Origin of the sequence: Acinetobacter sp. GFQ9D191M (assembly GCF_011174875.1) — a bacterium.
Classification (GTDB): Bacteria; Pseudomonadota; Gammaproteobacteria; order Pseudomonadales; family Moraxellaceae; genus Acinetobacter.
Map to the genome: position 1 here is coordinate 14,025 of NZ_JAALGV010000026.1, position 20,527 is coordinate 34,551.

Annotated in this window: 17 protein-coding genes and 1 pseudogene; 3 read left to right on the forward strand and 15 right to left on the reverse strand. The window is 39.8% G+C overall.

What is annotated here, in order from left to right:
• Positions 1 to 15: 15 nt before the first annotated feature.
• The 13 genes from G5T77_RS05320 to G5T77_RS05380 form a co-directional block, all read right to left on the reverse strand.
• Entirely contained in the window at positions 16 to 2,124 is a 2,109-nt protein-coding gene (locus G5T77_RS05320) for a Mu transposase C-terminal domain-containing protein (RefSeq protein ID WP_166135083.1), read from the reverse strand.
• Entirely contained in the window at positions 2,108 to 2,920 is an 813-nt protein-coding gene (locus tag G5T77_RS05325) for a heteromeric transposase endonuclease subunit TnsA (RefSeq protein ID WP_010325588.1), read from the reverse strand. The genes G5T77_RS05320 and G5T77_RS05325 overlap by 17 nt, the downstream gene beginning before the upstream one ends.
• 450 nt (positions 2,921 to 3,370) lie before the next feature.
• A complete protein-coding gene (locus G5T77_RS05330; protein ID WP_166135085.1) occupies positions 3,371 to 3,862 on the reverse strand; it encodes a GNAT family N-acetyltransferase in 492 nt (163 codons plus the stop codon).
• Complete coding sequence (locus G5T77_RS05335; protein ID WP_010325590.1) at positions 3,852 to 4,118, reverse strand: DUF1778 domain-containing protein; 267 nt, start codon at positions 4,116 to 4,118, stop codon at positions 3,852 to 3,854. Before G5T77_RS05335 ends, G5T77_RS05330 begins: the two co-directional genes overlap by 11 nt.
• 688 nt (positions 4,119 to 4,806) lie before the next feature.
• Positions 4,807 to 6,645: a glutamine--fructose-6-phosphate transaminase (isomerizing) gene (gene glmS / locus G5T77_RS05340; protein WP_166135088.1), complete on the reverse strand. Its 1,839-nt coding sequence runs from the start codon at positions 6,643 to 6,645 to the stop codon at positions 4,807 to 4,809.
• A gap of 12 nt (positions 6,646 to 6,657) precedes the next feature.
• Positions 6,658 to 8,022 (reverse strand): bifunctional UDP-N-acetylglucosamine diphosphorylase/glucosamine-1-phosphate N-acetyltransferase GlmU, encoded by a 1,365-nt coding sequence (glmU, locus tag G5T77_RS05345; protein WP_166135092.1) that lies wholly within the window; start codon positions 8,020 to 8,022, stop codon positions 6,658 to 6,660.
• Between the two features lie 20 nt (positions 8,023 to 8,042).
• Complete coding sequence (locus G5T77_RS05350; protein ID WP_166135110.1) at positions 8,043 to 8,519, reverse strand: phosphatidylglycerophosphatase A; 477 nt, start codon at positions 8,517 to 8,519, stop codon at positions 8,043 to 8,045.
• Between the two features lie 22 nt (positions 8,520 to 8,541).
• Complete coding sequence (gene thiL / locus G5T77_RS05355; protein WP_166135096.1) at positions 8,542 to 9,459, reverse strand: thiamine-phosphate kinase; 918 nt, start codon at positions 9,457 to 9,459, stop codon at positions 8,542 to 8,544.
• A 17-nt stretch (positions 9,460 to 9,476) separates the two neighbouring features.
• Complete coding sequence (nusB, locus tag G5T77_RS05360; protein ID WP_005233270.1) at positions 9,477 to 9,926, reverse strand: transcription antitermination factor NusB; 450 nt, start codon at positions 9,924 to 9,926, stop codon at positions 9,477 to 9,479.
• Positions 9,927 to 9,930: 4 nt separating this feature from the next.
• Entirely contained in the window at positions 9,931 to 10,401 is a 471-nt protein-coding gene (ribE, locus tag G5T77_RS05365) for a 6,7-dimethyl-8-ribityllumazine synthase (protein ID WP_004280926.1), read from the reverse strand.
• Between the two features lie 11 nt (positions 10,402 to 10,412).
• Positions 10,413 to 11,534, reverse strand: coding sequence for a bifunctional 3,4-dihydroxy-2-butanone-4-phosphate synthase/GTP cyclohydrolase II (ribBA, locus tag G5T77_RS05370; protein ID WP_166135099.1), 1,122 nt, complete (start codon positions 11,532 to 11,534; stop codon positions 10,413 to 10,415).
• A 411-nt stretch (positions 11,535 to 11,945) separates the two neighbouring features.
• A complete protein-coding gene (locus G5T77_RS05375; protein WP_166135102.1) occupies positions 11,946 to 13,457 on the reverse strand; it encodes an aldehyde dehydrogenase family protein in 1,512 nt (503 codons plus the stop codon).
• Between the two features lie 336 nt (positions 13,458 to 13,793).
• Entirely contained in the window at positions 13,794 to 14,762 is a 969-nt protein-coding gene (locus G5T77_RS05380) for an alpha/beta hydrolase (protein ID WP_166135105.1), read from the reverse strand.
• Between the two features lie 519 nt (positions 14,763 to 15,281).
• Here G5T77_RS05380 and G5T77_RS05385 point away from each other — a divergent pair.
• Complete coding sequence (locus G5T77_RS05385) at positions 15,282 to 15,872, forward strand: TIGR00730 family Rossman fold protein (protein ID WP_166135108.1); 591 nt, start codon at positions 15,282 to 15,284, stop codon at positions 15,870 to 15,872.
• A complete protein-coding gene (locus G5T77_RS05390; RefSeq protein ID WP_034170792.1) occupies positions 15,869 to 16,270 on the forward strand; it encodes an NUDIX domain-containing protein in 402 nt (133 codons plus the stop codon). Before G5T77_RS05385 ends, G5T77_RS05390 begins: the two co-directional genes overlap by 4 nt.
• A gap of 599 nt (positions 16,271 to 16,869) precedes the next feature.
• On the opposite strand, the gene G5T77_RS05395 is transcribed toward G5T77_RS05390, so the two are convergent.
• Positions 16,870 to 17,960 (reverse strand): IS4 family transposase gene (locus tag G5T77_RS05395; RefSeq protein WP_166236198.1). Its coding sequence is split into 2 segments (ribosomal slippage): positions 16,870 to 17,420 and positions 17,420 to 17,960, totalling 1,092 coding nucleotides; the frame shifts between segments, so codons are not numbered across the junction.
• Between the two features lie 383 nt (positions 17,961 to 18,343).
• Between G5T77_RS05395 and G5T77_RS05400 the strand changes: the two genes are divergently transcribed.
• Positions 18,344 to 19,963, forward strand: a complete 1,620-nt coding sequence (locus G5T77_RS05400) for an oleate hydratase (RefSeq protein ID WP_004883953.1) — start codon at positions 18,344 to 18,346, stop codon at positions 19,961 to 19,963.
• A 417-nt stretch (positions 19,964 to 20,380) separates the two neighbouring features.
• On the opposite strand, the pseudogene G5T77_RS05405 reads toward G5T77_RS05400, so the two are convergent.
• A pseudogene (locus tag G5T77_RS05405) lies at positions 20,381 to 20,506 on the reverse strand (IS4 family transposase); the annotation flags it as partial.
• Between the last annotated feature and the right edge of the window lie 21 nt (positions 20,507 to 20,527).

Sequence of the window (20,527 nt, forward strand, 5' to 3'; positions counted from 1 at the left end):
TTTATTTACCTCGTTTTAATCATCATCTTCATCAAATAATGATTCGTAATAGGTTGGAAGAAGTAAGGTGGATTCTTCGTCTTCTGCTTTTTTAATTCCTGAGATTGGAATAATATTGTCTCTAACCTTCGCATTTTGTGAGCTTTGGATTTGGGTAGATTTCTTTAAATCCTCTCTTTCTTCAGTTCTTGCCTGATTACGGTTATTCCGTATCGATGAAAGACGTTGAGCATTACTTTTTTGAGTAGAAGATCTTGAAGAAATCGCTTTTTCAATGATATCTTCATTGCGTTGTTCTAAATCAGCACGTGCAAGATTTGCATTTATTTTGTAGCGAGATCGTGTTATTTTTTGCTCAAGTTGAACTTGCCATACCTCCCAAAAACTACAACCTCTAAATTCTCTAGAACGATTTGAAAGTTGTGCTTCCCAATAATCTGAATGATCTTCAGAATGAAATATATAAACTTTTTCAGCGTTAGCTGGATCGTAAGCAACTTTAAGTTTAGGCCTTTGTCTTGAAGCACTTTTCCTGTGTAGCAAGCCGCGTTCAATGAGTTCTTTACAATTATAGAAGACTCCGAAAACCTTTAATCCTAGCTCAGAGAGGGTGCCATCTGTGCGGGGAAGTAGTGCAATATAAATCGCTTTTTCTGATGCTGAGCGTAACTTACCTGTTCGATTCTGTATGCCCCAATTCCATAAATGAATAGGAATGCAGGGTAAATCTGTTGGCATATCAATGTCGCGATCATAAGAAGAAAGTTCATGTGTGTTGTTGTAAATGAGAACAGAATTTAAAATGATCTGGGTAAATTCCTTAACAGTGAGTGTTGCATCTAGTCGGTAGTCTTTACCACCACGTTTCTTTTCTTTGATTGCTTGGACTACACCAGGTGCATAAGGTTTAAATTCAGCCTGGATAGTGCGGAAATAGCGCTCTACAATTGACTTTAAATCACCACGATAGGCAGGTGTGTTTTCTATTCGGATGGCAAAGTTTTTTTCGAGATTCTCAATTTGATGTCCAAGTAATTCGGCTCTATCTGCCAAGATTGCCTCAGGTAATCCAATACATGGCCAATCATTAAAAGTAATCTCATGATCAAATTTTTTACAATAATCGACCTTATCAGACATCGCCATACGAAGAACTAGCATACTCGTAACATAAGATGGATTTTCTAATCCCACGTACATGCCAGTAACCATACGGCTAAATTCATCCATCATAAAGTAAATGGTTGGACGTCCAATAATGCAGCCTCTATCTGAGTCAGAAACAAGATAGATGTCAGCTATCGTAGCATCTACTTGGTAACGAGATCCTGGTCCGAGAACATGTGTATTAACTGTTGAATATAAAACTCTTTTGTCTTTTAAATATTCAATTTTACTAGTTCGTGATTTTATTTTTAGAATAGGACTATATTCACGATCATAAAAGTATTTTAATTGCCAGATTGATGGGGCTTCAGTTTCAATAATGTCGGGATATAGGCTTTGATATATACTAAGAAACTTACGATATGTGTAGGGTAGAGTATGCTTGTTTTCATTGAGCATGTACTGATTGATGACTCTCCTAAATAGTCTTTCAATATCTTCATCAATAAGAGCACCTGTCCCTTCAGAAATAATACGAGGGCGACCTAATTTTTTATTATTTACAGCCTTTTTAACACCTTTTCCTCCAGAATTGTAATACTGAGGGATTAAGGCATTGGGGGTCATTCCTCTTTGCCAATACTGGCGAAGTAAGCGATATATAGTCTGTTTAGTGGTAATCTTTTGATTTACAATTTCATTAATCAAAGATGCACGTATGTTTGAATCATAAAATTTTTCATGTTCAATTATAGGTTTTATAATAGCTAAATTCTTGTCACGTTTGATTTGATAGACAGAGTTTTCTTCTAATACCATCAAAGACATGTCTTCAAAAGGATCTGTAGTAATTTTTATGTTGCCCGATTCAATTGCCTCGATGAGTGTAGATCTTGTATACAATTCAGGTAAAGCTTTTTGATTTTCAAGTTCTATCCAAATTATATGATCTGTATATACTTTGAGGATGCGATACTTTTTCTCATCAAGCTCATAAACATCATTGATTCGAAGCATTGCAGATGACCTCCCATGAATCTTGTTCACTGAGTTTTATATTGCCACATGTGATTTTTCTATAACTAATGTTGATATCAAATACGAAGTACCTCTGAGCAATGAGCTCGCGGATTTCTAATAGTGATTCTCCTGGTTCTAATGAATATTGAACATCAATATATTTTGATAGTTCAATTAGACTCAGATGAGAATTTCTTATAAATTGCTGATAATAGAAGTTGATTTTATCTGGAGTGTGATTTTTACTTTCTGAGTAATTTGCAGGATATAACCATTTAATATTATCAACGACCGTCAGAGGGATATCTTTTTCTGTAACAAGATACCAAGGGATATTTTCTTTTTGCCAATAGCGTCTTTCTAACTCGAGACTTTCAAGAATATTTAAATTTTCTAATTCAGTATGAGAAATAGCTCTGATGACATAAACAGGGGGAGCATTAGTAGCTTCACTGACAATAAAAAATGTAGAAACTAGTGTTTGTGCAATACCATTTTTCATTGGATGATAAAGGGAAAAAGTACGCGCCAAATCCTCAGTTTCTTTTAAATTCAGTGGCATTTGTTCTCGAATATCTTTGATAAAAATATTTCTATCTAAAATCAAAAAAACAGCGAGTTCTAAATCTGAAAACAAGTGATGAGTTCGACCGGTTTTATAGCCATATACTCGACTTGAGCGGTTGTTTAGGGATTTATTATCCTTAACTGTTAAGAAGGGTTTGTATTTACTTAGAAAGCCTTGACCACGTCCTTCTTTTATCCATTTTAGTTGTTGCTCTTTGGTTAACATATTTTTTTAACCTGCTTTAGTATATTTTTGAGCATATCATTAGGTTGTTTATTATTCAATATGGTATGTATCTTTATTACTTTTTTCCAGAAATTTATATTTTGTTTTATATTTTTTATTTCAAATTATTGATATTTATAATTTAATTATATTTATTCTGGTTAATTTTAAAATGTTTCATCTTATTGTGAAAAATTTAAAAAAATAAAGTTTCATTCTTTACTTTTGAAAGTATGATTTTAAATTCCAGTGAAAACTCTAGAATAAAATGAGCTACTATTGAATTGTTTGGTAGCCAAAATATTAATTTTCCTAGAGTTTTTTATCAATCAGCTTGAGAAAAACTGACTTTTCCTCATTAGTCTTCATAAATTGCAAATTGCTGAATAAGTCCGTCACCTATTCTTGTTCGTAATCTACTACTAGTCACTCCTGTTGCTAGTAGGCCATTTAATTAAAATTAGGTATTTCACTCACTGGATATATTAATGTTAATGGATTTGATGTTAATGAAATAAAGCCAAAACGCTGATAAAATTCCATCGCTTTTTGATCCTTGGCATGTATTACAATAAAATTTACACCAATAATTTGAGCAACTTTTGAAACTTGTTTAAGCGCATGTGCTAAAAGCACTTTTCCTATTCCTCGCCCTTGGGCAGTTTGATCAACGGCAAAGCGACCTATAACTACACAAGGGAGTGGATAACGAGGTAATCGTTGAGTGAGAACCGCATCAACCCCATCAAATCCAATAGAGGTACTTGATAGGCAATAAAATCCTCGCACCTGCTGTGTATCATCATCAATAGCAACATAGGTTTTACTTGTTCCTGATTTCTGATGCTGAGATGCGTATTGTTTGATGAACTTGTTTAAATCATCTTGCCCACAATTAAATGATTTTTTCTGATGATGGACTTGTAAAACCTCAATTTTCATCCAATAAACTCATTAATTTTTTCATCTCATCATTTGCAGGGCGTGGATTTTCAAGCAAATTCATTAACATATCACGATCAGCATTATTTACTTTTAACTCGTGATTAGATTTAAGTAATTCTTTTGCTCGTTCAAATGAGGACTGGATCATAAAGGAACTCACACTAAGACCCAATAAATTCGCAGCTTGCTCAATTACATTCTTTGCATCTACAGTTGAACGAACATTTATTCGTTCTGTTGCTAAGTTAGTCATATTTTTCCACCAATTTGTACATCAGTATGATGTACAAATTATAGCAGATTAAGGTGGTGGTTTAAGATTCAAATTTGCATATTTTGTTTTGAAATATTTGAATAGAAAATCAGTGGTTTAATATGAACCAAAATGAGGGGGGTGAATAAGAATAGGTAGTAGGTTTGCATAAGAATACGCAAGGTATTCACACGCTATGACAAACCGGCTCAAAACTTCGCTGTCATCAATCTACCTTGCCTAAATCATGATCTGGCTTAATTGATGGCATGCCTTTTTGCTTCGGTTGACTGTTCTTTGAGCAAGTAGCGTATGATGTGTTCCCATTTGATACAAACTTAATTATAAAAATACAAACATTAAATTCAAATTTTTTATTATCTTATTTTATTATTATATGAGAGTAATAAAGTTTCATCCTTTGTTGTGCATAAGTATTTGTTTTTATTGGTTCAAAAATTATATTGTATTTATTAAAGTATCATACTATAGGCAGGGCTAGTCTAAATTTAATTCTATCAAAATAAAAAAAAGTTTCATACCAAAATTACAAAATACTGAAAATAATGAATATATTTTCTTTATTTTGAAAATTCGTATGAAACTTTATTACTAAGTATGATTATTTATTACCTAGTATTTAACTTTATTACTCAAAAACACAAATATAACAGGCTAATTTTATGAGTTATTCAACTGTTACTGATTTTGCCAGATTACGTGGCTGGTCAACATCAGTACCACGCAGGACTGCCACATGGTAAGACAGTAGCTGTACTGGAATACAATAAACAATTGGCGCTAAAACAGCGTTTACTTCAGGAATATGCACGACATGCTGGCGCTCTTTGGCTTTAATGCCGCTATTTTCATCAGCGAAGACAAATAATTCACCACCACGTGCCTGAACTTCTTCCATATTGGATTTCAGTTTATCCAGCATGTCATCTTGCGGTGCTAGAATTACTACTGGCATGTCATTATCCACCAGTGCCAATGGACCGTGCTTCAGCTCACCCGCCGCATAACCTTCTGCATGAATATAAGAAATTTCTTTCAACTTTAGTGCACCTTCCAGTGCGATCGGGAAGTGTGTACCACGGCCTAGGAACAGACAATGCTGTTTCTCTACAAAGAGTTCAGAGAGACGCAGAATTTCATCATCATGACTTAAAGTATCTAGCAGTACCTTAGGCATATGCCATAGTCCAGTCGTGATCTCAGTCATCTGTTCAGCTGAAATGGCATTTTTCACTGTACCGATTTTCAGTACCAGTAACATCAAAGCTGCGAGCTGGGTGGTAAAGGCTTTGGTCGAAGCCACACCAATTTCAGGACCCGCTAAAGTCAGCAGGCTGTAATCTGTTTCACGTACCATTGAAGAAGTTGCAACATTACAAATCGTCATCGTCGTAATATTTACACCTTTTGATGTAGCACGTTTTTGGGTATCACGCAGAGCAGCTAAGGTATCGGCTGTTTCACCTGACTGAGAAATACACACATAGAGTGTATTATTGACAATCACTGGCGTACGGTAGCGGAATTCACTGGCAATCTCGACCTGACAAGGCAGATCAATCAGCTGTTCAAACCAATATTTGGCAATCATACCGGCATGGTAACTGGTACCACAGGCAATGATTTGAATCTGCTGAATTGTTGAAAAATCCTGTTCTGCATTTACCAGAAAATCTTCACGCAGTGTATTGCCATTTAGGGCTTGTGAAATGGTCTGCTTGATCGCTTCAGGCTGCTCATAGATTTCTTTGAGCATATAGTGCTTATATTCACCCTTAGAAGCATTGCTCACGGTGGCATCCAGCTCTTTGACTGGGCGATCTACCAGTTGACCATCCACAAATACTTCAATGGTAGTGCGAGTTAGACGTGCAATATCGCCTTCTTCAAGATAGATGAAGCGATTCGTGATTGGTAATAAAGCCAACTGGTCAGAACTGATAAAGTTTTCACCAATCCCGACACCAATCACCAATGGTGAACCTTCACGAACAGTAATCAATTCATCTGGATGATCTGTATGTACGATCCCGAGCGCATAAGCGCCTTTCAGCTGTGGTACGACCTGACGAACAGCTTCAAGCAGGCTAGGGGTAGATTTCAGTGCATCATTGACCAGATGGGCAACCACTTCAGTATCAGTTTGTGAAGTGAATACATAGCCTAAAGCTTCAAGATCATCTTTCAGCTCCTGGTAATTTTCAATGATACCGTTATGAACCACAGCAACATTACCCGAAATATGGGGATGAGCATTGTTTTCAGTCGGTTTACCATGAGTTGCCCAGCGTGTATGAGCGATGCCTAATGAACCATTAATCTGTGATTCATTCACAGCTTGTTCAAGGTTGGCGACTTTACCCACACGACGTTCACGGAGCACCTGGCTATTATTGATTAAGGCCAGACCCGCAGAGTCATAGCCACGGTATTCAAGACGTTTTAGGCCTTCAATTAAGATATTGCTGATATTACGTTCCGCGATGCCACCGACGATACCACACATACTAACTTCCTCTTATTTCTTGATTTTTTGCGGACGCTGATAGTTTTCTTTGGCAAATTGCTTGGAACGTTCTACCGCTAAACTGTTCTCTGCCACATCACGGGTAATCGTTGAACCCGCTCCCACTGTCGCACCATTACCGATCTGGACCGGTGCAACCAGAGAGCTGTTAGAACCAATAAAAGCATGATTCCCAATGATGGTCTTAAATTTGTTGGCACCGTCATAATTGCAGGTAATCGTCCCTGCACCAATATTGGAACCGCTACCGACTTCAGCATCACCTAAGTAAGTGAAATGATTCGCCTTAGAACCTAGACCAATACTAGAATTTTTCACTTCAACAAAGTTGCCAATATGGACTTCCGCTGCCAGTTTTGCCCCTGGGCGCAAGCGTGCAAATGGACCAATCTGTGCTTCTTCACCCACGATTGCATGATCAAAGATGCTATATGGCTGAACTTTAGTACCCGCAGCAATCTTGGTATTTTTAATCACGCAGCCTGCACCGATTTCAACATTATCACCGAGTTCGCAATCACCTTCGATAATGACATTAATATCGATAAGCACATCTTTGCCAACAGTGAGTTGACCACGTAAGTCAAAACGGCTTGGGTCAATCAGATGTACACCTTGCTGCATCAGCTGTTTAGCTTGATAAGCCTGGAACTGACGCTCTAAAGCAGCCAGTTGCACACGGTCATTGACGCCTTCCACTTCAAAAGCCAACGCAGGTTCTACAGATGCAACACTCATACCATCTGCTAGTGCCATTGCCACGATATCGGTCAGGTAATATTCACCTTGGGCATTGTCATTGCTTAAACGTGGTAGCCATTCATGTAATTTGGCATTGCTGACCGCATAAATACCGGTATTAATTTCTTTAATTTGGCGCTGTTCTTCAGAAGCATCTTTATGTTCAACAATGGCTTGAATCTGACCATCTTTACGCACAATACGACCATAACCACTGGCATCTGAAAGGGTCAAGGTCACCAGGCCAATGCCTTGCTCTTGAGTAGCATCGAGCAGATTCTGAAGCGTCTGTTGGCTAATACAAGGGACATCACCAGACAGGATTAGTGAAATACCATCTTTAGGCAAAACAGGTAGTGTCATTTGTACGGCATGACCGGTACCAAGCTGTTCAGCCTGTTCTACCCACTGGATATCCTGGTCTGCAAATGCGGACTGAACCTGCTCACCGCCATGACCATAAATGGTAATAATATTGTCTGCATTGAGTTTTTTTGCTGTGTCGACCACATGGCCGAGTAAAGGTCGTCCTGCAAGCGGTTGTAATACTTTCGGTAAGTTGGAACGCATACGGGTTCCTTTACCTGCAGCAAGAATAATCACAGTCGTAGACATGTTCTAATCCTAGATATGGCTTAAGCCATCGTGAAGTAAAAATAAATCCAAATACAAAGTGCTGCCCAGAGGCCAGCGATAATGTCATCCAGCATAATGCCAAAACCACCCCTAACCTGACGGTCAATGACTCGAATCGGCCAAGGTTTCCAGACATCAAATAATCGGAACAGGGCAAAGCCAATGAGTAGCCATAACCAGTTCATCTGACCTAAATAGATCAGTGGCAAAAAGGTGATGGATTGTCCTGCAAACTCATCCCAGACAATGCGTCCATCATCATGTACACCCATGACCTTGGCAGTTTGGCCACAGATATATATGCCAATCAGGGACATGATGACAATGGCAAAAAGACTGTTTAGAAAACCTAAGTAGAGCCAGATGGGTACAAATAAGAGTGCAAAAGCTGAACCAAAAGTTCCGGGCGCTTTAGGTGTCAGACCAGAACCAAATCCTACCCCACTAAAGACAATGAGCCGGTTGGTCCATGACATGCTTTTAAAATTGATCGCAGGTTTATGCAAAATGTTGATATCCGTTAAATTGAAGTGAATGATCTACGCCATCTTTTTCAAAAGTTAAACCGTGTTGCTGCTGAATGGAGCCAATTATACTAATCGAAACATCCAGATGTTTTTGCAATAATTTTTCATAATTTTGCGGGCTTATTGTAAAGCATAACTCGTAGTCATCACCACCCGCGAGTGCGTATTGCCAACGCTGTTCATCATTTAATGCCTGCAGGGCAGGACTGATCGGTAACTTTTCAAGTCCTAAAGTCGCTCCTACCTGAGAAGCTTTGAGAATATGTCCCAGATCCTGTGCGAGGCCATCCGAGACATCAATCATACTGTTGGCTAGGCCTTTTAAGGCAGTACCCAACTGACAGCGTGGGGTTGGATAATCCAAACGTTTCTGTAATGGATGACCGAGATGATTTAAAGCAAAAGCGGCATCGCCCACTGTACCGGATACACAAATCAGATCACCAGGCTTGGCACCTGAACGTGGCACAGCTTGTCCTGTATCTACCCAACCCAGGGCAGTCACAGATAAGGTCAAATGAGGGCTTTGGGTGGTATCACCACCGATTAAGCTCACACCAAATTGATCGCAGCAATCATACAGACCCTGACTAAAAGCTTTTAGCCAGTCATGATCAATTTGGGGTAGGCTCAAGGCAAGTAAAATGCTATGCGGGGTCGCGCCCATGGCTGCAATATCAGAAAGATTGACAGCGACAGATTTCCAGCCAATCGCATGAGGATCGGTGTCTAAAGGAAAATGACGTCCAGCAACGAGGGTGTCGGTACAGATGACCAGTTGTTGCTGTGGAGGAGGGGTGAGCAAGGCTGAGTCATCGCCAACGCCTAAATCGACAGAATTTTTATTCTGACGATTAAAATAGGTATCGATAATCGAAAACTCAGCCATACAACAATTCGACTAGATTAGTTGGCTTGCTGTTTTTCTGCTGCACGTAAAGTTGTCGCTAAACGGTCCAATACACCATTGATGTATTTATGGCTGTCTGCACCGCCAAAGTGTTTAGCTAACTCAATTGCTTCATCCAGAACCACGCGGTATGGAATCTCAAGATGTTCTTTGAGTTCATAGGCGCCTAGGCGAAGTGTAGCGAGTTCTACACCATCAAGTGCAGAAAGTTCACGATCCAGCACAGGGATAAGCAAAGCATCCAATGCTTCATGATTGGCAACCACTTGAGTCAACAATTCATGATAATAGCTGAGATCCACTTTGTGCATGGCATTGTCCACACGAGTACGTGCTTCAATCTCATGCACCGGATTGTGGCTCATCTGCCATTCATAAATTCCTTGTACAGCAAAGCGACGTGCTTTACGTTTTGCTGCATAAGTTGCTTGAAGTGTTTGCGACATAGCGTTAAATAGCCTTTAACAAGTTAACCATTTCAATAGCAGTCAAGGCAGCTTCACTACCTTTATTACCTGCTTTTGTACCCGAGCGTTCAATCGCCTGTTCGATACTATCCGTAGTCAATACACCATTAATCACTGGTAAGCCAGTGTCCAGGCCAACCACGCCCAGACCTTTGGCACATTCACCAGCTACAAAATCGAAGTGAGGCGTGCTGCCACGAATCACAGCGCCCAGCGCGATGATGGCATCGAAACGATCTGAAGCTGCCAGTTTTTTCGCAACCACAGGAAGTTCCCAGGCACCAGGTGCATGAACAACAGTGATATTATCCTCTGATACGCCATGGCGTTTCAATGTATCAATGGCACCTTCTAACAGATGTTCAACAACAAAGCTATTAAAACGACCAACTAAAATCGCATAACGGTCTTCGTTCGCGAGATGCAACATACCTTCAATACGGCGAACTGCCATAGGAACCTCGATTATTTCTCTGATGTTTGTTGTGCGGTGATGTATTCCACCACTTCTAAGTTAAAGCCGGACAGGGCATTGAAACGTAATGGAGAGCTAAGCAGCTTCATTTTTTCCACGCCGAGGTCACGTAAAATTTGTGCGCCGACACCAATGGTCTGATACTGCTGAGACAGGGCAGCATTGGATTTTACATTTTTTGGTGTTTTCAGGGTATCTAATGCCGGGCCCAAATCCTGTAAATGGCGCTGGCCAATCCAGACCAGAACACCGCGTTCACTCTTGGAAATTTCTTTTAAGGCACGGTCCAGGTTCCAAGCTGGTTCGCCATCCTGCTTGTTCAGTTTGAGCAAGTCGCGGGTCGGGTTAAAACCATGTACACGCACTGTGGTCACGCCCTCTTTAGGCTCACCTTTGACCAAGGCCAGATGGATATCCGGATTACCCAGTTCACGATAGCGGTACAGGTCAAAGCTGCCGTATTCAGTATCAATACTTTGCTGATCGATACGCTCAACCGTTTGTTCATTGGTCATACGGTAATGGATCAGATCAGCAATGGTACCAATTTTCAGACCATGCTTTTCCGCAAAGATTTCTAGATCTGGACGACGTGCCATGGTGCCGTCTTCTTTAATGATCTCGCAGATCACAGAAGCTGGCTCAAGACCCGCAAGACGAGACAAGTCACAACCGGCTTCGGTATGACCAGCACGGTGCAATACGCCACCTGGCTGTGCCATCAATGGGAAGATATGACCAGGTTGTACGATGTCACTTGGTTTGGCATGTGCAGCCACCGCAGTTTGAATGGTGTGCGCACGTTCAGCTGCAGAAATACCAGTAGTAATGCCGTTGGCTGCTTCAATTGAAAGGGTGAAGTTGGTTCCGTGCTGAGCGCCGTTGGCATCCACCATCAAGGGTAGATTTAACTGCTGGCAACGTTCTTTGCTTAAAGTCAGGCAAACCAGACCACGCGCATGGGTGATCATAAAGTTGATGTCTTCAGGACGCACGTGGGTCGCAGCAATCACCAGATCGCCTTCATTCTCACGGTCTTCGTCATCCATCAGGATAACCATTTTTCCTGCACGGATATCTGCTACAAGCTCTTCAACTGTATTGAGCGGCATCAACCTTCACCTTCTTTTTTGATCTATACCAGACCGAATCATGACATTATTACTGCATAGTCTAACGCTTTTTAAGCAATTTTGCCTATGCTTATTGCTTTCCCTCAGGGGTTCATTGTTATACACAGTCTTGCGTAGCATGAAAAGTCGACTTTAAATGAAAGCACAGGCTTTATGCTGGATTTTTAAACGATCAGAAAGCATAAAAAATGACAAACTTATTTAAAATCAACATAATTATAAATAATCTCTTATTTTTTATGCAGTTTTATTTATTCGTTTAATACAGCCCTTAAAAATACAAATATATCCTCATGACTCTCTTTATAAATTTTTACCAATCAGTTTAAAATTCTGTTTGAAATAATGAATGAATCAGGCGGACCGAAGTCCACCCGAATTCAGATCAGTTTAGAAGAAGCCTGCTGGTTTGGTTGAATAACTCACTAACAGGTTTTTAGTTTGCTGATAATGATCCAGCATCATGCGATGGTTTTCGCGGCCAATCCCGGATTTTTTATATCCCCCAAAGGCTGCATGAGCCGGGTAGATGTGATAGCAGTTGGTCCAGACCCGACCGGCCTGAATCGCACGACCAGCGCGGTAAGAGGTATGTGCTGAACGTGACCAGACACCGGCACCGAGTCCATAAATGGTATCATTGGCAATCTTGATGGCTTCATCAAAGTCTTTGAACGTGGTCACTGCCAATACCGGTCCAAAAATTTCCTCCTGAAAGGTTCGCATGTCATTGGAACCTTTAAAAATTGTTGGCTCGATATAAAAACCTTGTCCTACTTCCTGACGCTCATTACCGCCTAACAAGATTTCTGCACCTTCTTCACGGCCAGTTGCAATACAGCCGAGAATCTTGTCTTGCTGCTCCTGAGAAGCCTGAGCACCGATCATGGTCTCGGTATCCAGGGGATGACCAGTCTTGATCTTTTTCACTCGCTCTACTGCAAGTTCCAGGAATTGGTCGGCAATACTTTCCTGAATCAGCGCACGTGATGGACAAGTACAGATTTCACCCTGATTCAGGGCAAACATGGTAAAGCCTTCTAGAGCTTTTTCCAGAAAATCATCTTTCTGATCCATGATGTCGGCAAAGAACAAGTTTGGTGATTTACCTCCAAGTTCTAAAGTCACAGGAATAATATTTTCAGTCGCATACTGCATAATCAACTGACCCACTGCCGTTGAACCCGTAAATGCAATTTTGGCAATACGCGGATTAGTCGCCAGCGGACGGCCGACTTCAACACCGTAGCCATTCACGATGTTTAATACGCCTTCAGGCAACAGATCTTGGATTAACTCAACCAGCACCAAAATACTCACCGGTGTCTGTTCAGCGGGTTTCAGCACAATACAGTTTCCGGCTGCGAGAGCTGGGGCTAGTTTCCAGGCAGCCATCAGAATCGGGAAGTTCCACGGGATAATCTGACCCACGACACCCAATGGCTCATGAAAATGATAAGCAATGGTATCTTCATCAATTTCCGAGATGCCGCCTTCCTGGGCGCGAATACAGCCGGCAAAATAGCGGAAATGGTCAATGGCTAAAGGAATATCGGCTGCCAGGGTTTCTCGGATCGGCTTGCCATTATCCCAAGTCTCTGCAACTGCTAGTAACTCAAGATTTTCTTCAAGTCGGTCGGCAATTTTTAATAAAATATTGGAACGGGTAGTAGGGGAGCTGTTATTCCATTGCTGTTTGGCGGCATGAGCCGCATCCAGCGCCAGTTCAATATCTTCCACTGATGAGCGCGGAACTTTGGTAAAGGCTTTACCATCTACGGGCGAGACATTATCAAAATATTCACCTTTGACTGGTGGAACCCATTTGCCGCCAATAAAGTTTTCGTATTGGGATTTAAATTGCACTTTTGAACCGTCAGTATTGGGATCTGCATAACGCATAATTCTATTCCTTGATATGATTATTATTGATGAATGCCGAACCACTTCTGCTCTGCAAAAGTCCTCAGATTCAACATCTCAGCTCTACTATAGAGAGGGAAAAAAATCGCAGGATAAATACTTACAAGCTTGCTACAAAAGGCAACATTTGGATAAAAATGGAATTTATTATTTTTATAAATTTCAATATTTTATTTTTATAATGACATGATTTTAATATGTAAAAAGCATTACTGATCAGCTTGATATTTTTATTTCATATCCAAGCGAAATAGATAAATAAAATTATTGAAAAATAAGACAGGCAGAGCTTGCTACCTATCTTATTCATCTGGCTTATAGGGCTTTATTTTCCAGCCATTGAAATAGCTGCTGATAGACCTGCTCACGAACCGGTTTTTCTGAAAGAACCAGATCATGTATCCCATTTTGAATCGAACAGAGTTGCACATCGCCCTGGATTTTCTGCGCATGTTCAATCATATCGCGTACCTGAAGAATCACATCACTGGTTTGAGCATTACGGTTAAAACGTAGGGGATAAGTGGTTTTGTGGGCATGCATCAGCAAAGTTGGAATATTTAAACGCACACCCTGATGAATTTCTTTTTGTGCTTCGTGAATGGCATGTACAAAACTCAGACGCACCCAGTGATAGCTAGGTTTTTTCCATTCCAGATCAAAATGCCATTCCCCCTGATAGCTAATATGCAGACTAGGCACATAATGACGATTTAAGCGGCTAGGAAATAGCATTTCCGGAAAACGTTTTCCCAGACGGCTCAATTTAGGCACCAGAAACTTTTTCTCAAAAGGCGTCATATTAAAGTCATAAAAAGGACTATTGAGCCATAAGCCTTTAATTAAGGGATGATCTGGATGATGTGCTGCATACAAAGTAGTAATTAATCCGCCGGTAGAATGGCCACTGAGTAAAACCGTGTCATGGCCTTCCTGTCCAATAATTTCAAGAGCCTGGCTGATTTCTGCATCATATTCTGAAAGATGATAGACATTATAAAGTTTCTGATGGGACAGATAGGATCGGCCATATTTACGTAAATCCAGTGCATAAAAATCAAAACCTTGCTGATTAAAACGCTCTGCCATTTCAGTCTGGAAAAAATAATCAATAAAGCCGTGAATATAGAGGACAGCTTTAGAGGTCGGTTGGTCTGCCTTTTTGCGGATCAGTGTGGCAACTACTGTGCCTTCAGTATCTGGCGGGAATTCTAAAGTGGCCTGTTCATAACCTTCACCCAGAATATCAGGTTGATATTCAAGGCTGGAAAGCGGATGGGACATATTGTTCTACTCATGATTATTTTTATTCACTTATCCTTGTGGATTGGCTTGCATTTGTCAAATCCTGCTGTCTGATCCATTTGAGATCAGTAGTCCTATTCAAAAAATAGCCAAATATAAAATCTCAGGTCATTGGCAGCCTGATTGACTAAAAAAAAATTAATAAAAAACCCCGGCATCCTGCCGGGGTTTTTCGTATTGGTTAGCTCGGTATAACTCCTGTCGTACCTTACAATCCTTGTGCTTATCTATTGTCATTGTTATATGGAACTTCCTGTTCCTGATGTAAGTATCATAGGAAAATTCCACTATTCGGGATAGCCGTAAAGAACCGGAATCGATGTAAGTCAATGCGTACAAGTCTGACTGAAAATTATCCGTATTTTTCTGTAGAAGTGAGGATTTATTCTGAATCATGCGCTTCGATAAATTAGCCGATTATGGTTATTTTGCTTGTTTTTAAGACAATTTTTTTATTTTAATGCAGTTAGAATATGTTGATCGATGAGGGGATAAAAAATGAAATCTATTGCAGTCTTTTGTGGTTCAGCTATGGGGAATAGCGAAAATTTTAAAGAGCAGGCCCAAGCTTTGGGTGAGTCTATTGCGAAACGGGGAATCACGCTGGTTTATGGTGGCGGCCGAGCTGGACTGATGGGTGTTGTGGCTGATAGTGCATTACATGCTGGTGGAACAGTCATTGGAGTAATTCCACAAAATCTAGTCGATGCAGAATTGGCCCATCCGCTGTTAACAGAGCTGCATGTGGTGAAAAATATGCATGAACGTAAAACAAAAATGTCTGATCTGGCGGATGCATTTATTGCTTTGCCGGGCGGGGTGGGGACTTTAGAAGAAATTTTTGAGCAGTTGACCTGGGGGCAGTTGGGCCTTCATCAGAAGCCTTGTGCATTTTTAAATATCCATGGATTTTATGATGAATTGCTGAATTTCTTGATGAAAACGACTGAGGCTGGATTTACCCAGTCACGTTTTACCGATGCCTTGATTTCCTCAAGTTCAATTGAGGAAGTTTTGGATGCTTTGGAGCATTATCATGCGCCTGAACCGAAATGGAATAAAAGTGTAAAGGCAGTAGAATCGGTATGAGTAATAAAGTGATTACGATTGCTGCGGCTATCATTCTGAATGAACAGAATCAGATTTTGTTGGTTCGTAAAAAAGATACCGATTTCTTTATGCATGTGGGCGGAAAGCTGGAACCCAATGAATTGCCTGAAGCTGCACTTTCTAGGGAAGTTCTGGAAGAGACAGGCTGTGAGATGGAAATACTGTCTTATATTGGCAAATATGAAACCGTGGCTGCGAACGAATTGAATCATTCGCTGGTCAGTTATTTGTATCAGGTTAAGTTAAAAAGTCAGCCTCAGGTTCAGGCTGAACTTGCGGAAATGCAATGGGTTGATCTTAATCATCCAGACCTGCCTTTAGCCCCTTTAACTCGGGATATTTCAATTCCATGGTGTAAGCAACTATTGGGAATCTAATGGGATCTCAAAAAATTTTAATCTATAGATATGAAATTTAACCAGATTGTCATATTAGAGCGTTAACATTGATGTTTACAAAAGCCCATTTCCCCTCAAATGGGCTTTTTTTATGGTTTTTTATCATTAATTGCTTGGATGAATTAGATGCTTAAACCTGTATGAAGTGCAATCCTTTTAGCAGGAGTTCCCTAAAAAGATAAATCGAACCAGAGTTCTAGAGATTCAAGATTTAAAGAAAATTTTCTTAATTTGAGAAAAAAGCAGGGTTAGGCAGAATATTTAGTCATTGAGAACGACAATAAAAAAAGCCCCAATCTTTCGATCAGGGCTTTTTGAATCTGGAGCGGGAAACGAGACTCGAACTCGCGACCCCAACCTTGGCAAGAGTCACCGACATAAAATACACTAAATTACATAATTGGTATGTTAATAAACTCTATATATAACAGTTATATAGAGTTTTAATTTTGTGTGACGTAATTTAAGGTGGGGTAGGGTACTTTGATTTTTGGTCACTAATTTATTGTGATAATCAACAATAATAACCAACATTCATATGCTTAATCTAAGAGTGTTTTCTCTGTACACGACAAATTTCACAGAACCCTTATCCTATCAGGATTCTGCTTTCTTAAAATTGCCAAAATTTCCTTAAACTCTTCTTTTTTCCCAAAACCAATTAAACGCTGAATCGCCATTTGAACATAGTCTAAACCATAGCGAAATAAACTCATTGAGAGTCGTCCATGCTTCTTTATTTTTATCGCTTTTTTTTGATCATGTTGCCATTCACCCGTTAAGTAACACCAACAGAAGCTTATAGCTAACACCGCAATCAATTTTTTCACTCGTCTAGGGTCTGTTAAACGAGTATTTTCAAGATTGAATCCACGTCCTTTGAGACAACTAAATAACGTTTCGATTTCCCAGCGTAATGCATAATCACGAATAGCAGAAGCATTAAACATAGGAGAAACAACAAGTAAAAGCTCTCCATCTTCTAATCGTAGCGCACTAATATACAGTTTCACTCGACCAACCCAAATACGTCGTTTACGACATTCAGTTTGACCAACTTGAAGATGACGAAATAAATCACTAATTTTATGATTCTTGGCTAAGTGATTGGTCACCATAAAGTTTTTTTAACACGTATACAGAAGTTAATGTCATTTTCAATTAACCATGTAAACCATTTCTCACCGATAAATTCTCTGTCTGCAAACACATTCACAATACGATCTTTACCAAAAATGGAGATAAAGCGTTGAATCAAAGCAATATGCTCTTTTGTATCTGAATTTCCACGTTTATTGAGCAATGTCCAAACAATAGGTATCACTATTCCACGATAGACGATGGCTAACATCAAGATATTAATATCTCGTTTTCCCCATTTCCAATTAGTTCTATCCAAAGTTAATTGGACTTTATCGAATGAAAATATATTGAAAATCAACTGAGAAATTTGACGATAATCAAAATACTGACCTGCAAAGAAGCGCTGCATACGTCGATAAAATGATTGTGGTAAACACTTGATGGGCAAGGCTTTAGATGCAGAAGAAAGATTACATGTTTGCTTTAAAATAATCACAAGCATGATGAGCGCAAAGCACTTTGCATGTGACTTGTTCCACTTTAGATATTTGTTTAAGATGAGATGTAACTCATTGAAATGTGTCATCATATTCGTCGTCAGAAAACAAGTATTATGCCATTATTTCAATGAGTTATCTTTTTTTGTCGTGTACAAAGATATTTTTTAATGATAAATAAAAAGCCTATTTTTAAAGAAATTTAGCATACGGCATAGTGAAAACAACAATAGAGCAATTACTCAACAATAAACATTAACATCAATTATTTAGATCATATTCAATTTTAATAAAAAGACAAATGTGTATTAAAAATAGCCATCATACGTCTATTTTTGATTACAAAATATAATGAGGGGATTGCTTCCCATTTCATACATTTTTCATATATAAAAAGACATACTATTTTTAAGGTTTTTCTAAACCAATTTTTTTACTTCATAATTTTTAACATCATAATTAAAGGTGAACCATGCAAAATAAGAAGCGCACCCCATTAGACGCGCAACAGTCCCATCTTTGGATTATTGGTGGTGGTATCGCAGGTATGGCTGCTGCTGCATTTGCAATCCGTGATGCCAAAGTCCCTGCTAAAAATATCCATATTTTAGAAGAACTCGATATTTCAGGTGGTTCGATGGATGGTGGACATACACCGCATGCCGCGCAAGCTTGGGTAACACGTGGTGGGCGAATGCTGACCGATGAAACTTATTTGTGCCTATGGGACTTATTTTCCAGTATTCCATCTTTGGAAAATCCAGACATTTCGGTGCGTGAAGAATGTCGTGAGTTTAATGAAAAAGTGAAAACCCACGCCAATGCACGGTTGATTGATGCCGAACATGTCATTGCGGATGCAGCAAAGCTTGGTCTGAATACGCTACATCGTGCACAGATGCTGCGCCTATTAGCTTCAAAAGAAGAAAAAATTGGCAGTCGCCGCATTGATGAGTTTTTTGATGAAACCTTTTTTGAAACCAATTTCTGGCGCATGTGGCGCACGACTTTCGCTTTTCAAAAATGGCACAGTGCAGCAGAGTTAAGACGCTATTTCTTGCGTTTTATTCAAGAATTGCCACGCATTCATACCTTAGCGGGTGTGAAACGTACCAAGTACAACCAATATGACTCGATGATTCTGCCCCTACAGCGTTGGTTAGTCGCACAAGGCGTCGATGTGCGTTTTGGACACTATGTCACAGATGCAGACTTCATTACCAATGCTGAAACTCAAGAACGCTACGCTTCACGTCTATATGTACAATTGCCTGAAGGCTCAGAGCAAATTAATCTGAAAGCCAATGATTTAGCTATTTTCACTTTAGGCTCTATTACAGCAGACTCACGTTATGGCGGTAATCATGACGTGCCTGCCCTTATTCGTCATCGAGAAGATCATGGCTGGACGCTTTGGGAAACGCTGGCACAAAAAGCCCCAGACTTTGGCCGTCCAATGACTTTTTATGGCAATGTCGATGAACATAAGTGGGAGTCTTTCACTCTGACCATGAAAGATGACGTGCTACTTAAACGTATTATTGACTATACAGGCAATGAACCAGGCACAGGCGCACTCATGACTTGGTATGAGTCGGGTTGGCATTTATCCATCGTGGTTCCTGCACAGCCACACTTTGCCGACTTACCTGAAGGTTTATATACCTTATGGGGCTACGGTTTCCAAATTGACCATATAGGCGATTACATCAAAAAACCAATGTCCGAAGCCACGGGGCAAGAAATCCTAACAGAACTGATTAAACAGCTCGGTTTTGACGACATTTTAGATCATGTTTTGGCAACGACTGATGTTACTACCGCCATGATGCCATACGCCTCTGCCCTATTCGCCTGCCGTAAACCGGGGGATCGTCCACAGGTAATTCCACAAGGCTCACAAAACTTTGCTTTCCTTGGACAGTTTGTGGAAATTGAAGATGACGTGGTCTTTACTGTGGAATATTCAGTTCGTGGGGCGATGCTTGCCATTTATGAATTTTTTGGGGTGGAACGTGAAATCCCTGAAATTTACAACGGTCTACTTGATCCCAAAGTGGGTTTAAAAGCTTTAGAAACAGTGTTCCACTAAGTTTTTAATATATAGCGATAAGAGCACCTTTATGTCGCCACTATTACATAGTTTAATTTAAGCAACGTTTGGATACACGAGTGTGGCAGGGATGCCACACGTTATCCATCATAATAGGGATGTTATGTATGGGTAACAAAGGCTTTTGCTTTCTTTTGGCTTATCAAAAGTAAGGGTATTGCCTACACAAACACCTTTTATACTTTATTGAAAGTTGAGGCCGTGTACGCACCTAATTTTAAATTGGATAAAAAGAAAAATTAGATAAAACTTTATACCTCATTCGTAAATAAATTGACTAATCAACATAGGAAAAACATCTCCACGTTTTAAATACTCCGAAACTGACTAAGTGCTTTTCTATCTTTTTCTCATGATTTTAGATTTCATAAAAATTACCTCTGTACACGACAAATTTCATAGGATCCTTGTCCTATCAGGCTTTTTCTTTCTTAAAATTGCTAGCACTTTCTTAAATTCTTCTTTTTTTCCAAAACCAATCAAACGTAGAATAGCCATTTGAACATAGTCCAAACCGTAGCGAAGGCTCTAGACTAGCAAAAT

What these genes read in the sequence shown, in the direction of transcription:
- G5T77_RS05385 (WP_166135108.1), top strand. Translation starts at nt 15,282, where the DNA reads ATGAAATCTATTGCAGTCTTTTGTGGTTCAGCTATGGGGAATAGCGAA.
- G5T77_RS05380 (WP_166135105.1), bottom strand. Translation starts at nt 14,762, where the DNA reads ATGTCCCATCCGCTTTCCAGCCTTGAATATCAACCTGATATTCTGGGT.
- G5T77_RS05400 (WP_004883953.1), top strand. Translation starts at nt 18,344, where the DNA reads ATGCAAAATAAGAAGCGCACCCCATTAGACGCGCAACAGTCCCATCTT.
- G5T77_RS05390 (WP_034170792.1), top strand. Translation starts at nt 15,869, where the DNA reads ATGAGTAATAAAGTGATTACGATTGCTGCGGCTATCATTCTGAATGAA.
- G5T77_RS05375 (WP_166135102.1), bottom strand. Translation starts at nt 13,457, where the DNA reads ATGCGTTATGCAGATCCCAATACTGACGGTTCAAAAGTGCAATTTAAA.
- glmU (WP_166135092.1), bottom strand. Translation starts at nt 8,022, where the DNA reads ATGTCTACGACTGTGATTATTCTTGCTGCAGGTAAAGGAACCCGTATG.
- G5T77_RS05330 (WP_166135085.1), bottom strand. Translation starts at nt 3,862, where the DNA reads ATGAAAATTGAGGTTTTACAAGTCCATCATCAGAAAAAATCATTTAAT.
- ribBA (WP_166135099.1), bottom strand. Translation starts at nt 11,534, where the DNA reads ATGCCGCTCAATACAGTTGAAGAGCTTGTAGCAGATATCCGTGCAGGA.
- glmS (WP_166135088.1), bottom strand. Translation starts at nt 6,645, where the DNA reads ATGTGTGGTATCGTCGGTGGCATCGCGGAACGTAATATCAGCAATATC.
- G5T77_RS05335 (WP_010325590.1), bottom strand. Translation starts at nt 4,118, where the DNA reads ATGACTAACTTAGCAACAGAACGAATAAATGTTCGTTCAACTGTAGAT.
- thiL (WP_166135096.1), bottom strand. Translation starts at nt 9,459, where the DNA reads ATGGCTGAGTTTTCGATTATCGATACCTATTTTAATCGTCAGAATAAA.
- nusB (WP_005233270.1), bottom strand. Translation starts at nt 9,926, where the DNA reads ATGTCGCAAACACTTCAAGCAACTTATGCAGCAAAACGTAAAGCACGT.
- G5T77_RS05350 (WP_166135110.1), bottom strand. Translation starts at nt 8,519, where the DNA reads ATGTCATGGACCAACCGGCTCATTGTCTTTAGTGGGGTAGGATTTGGT.
- G5T77_RS05325 (WP_010325588.1), bottom strand. Translation starts at nt 2,920, where the DNA reads ATGTTAACCAAAGAGCAACAACTAAAATGGATAAAAGAAGGACGTGGT.
- ribE (WP_004280926.1), bottom strand. Translation starts at nt 10,401, where the DNA reads ATGGCAGTTCGCCGTATTGAAGGTATGTTGCATCTCGCGAACGAAGAC.
- G5T77_RS05320 (WP_166135083.1), bottom strand. Translation starts at nt 2,124, where the DNA reads ATGCTTCGAATCAATGATGTTTATGAGCTTGATGAGAAAAAGTATCGC.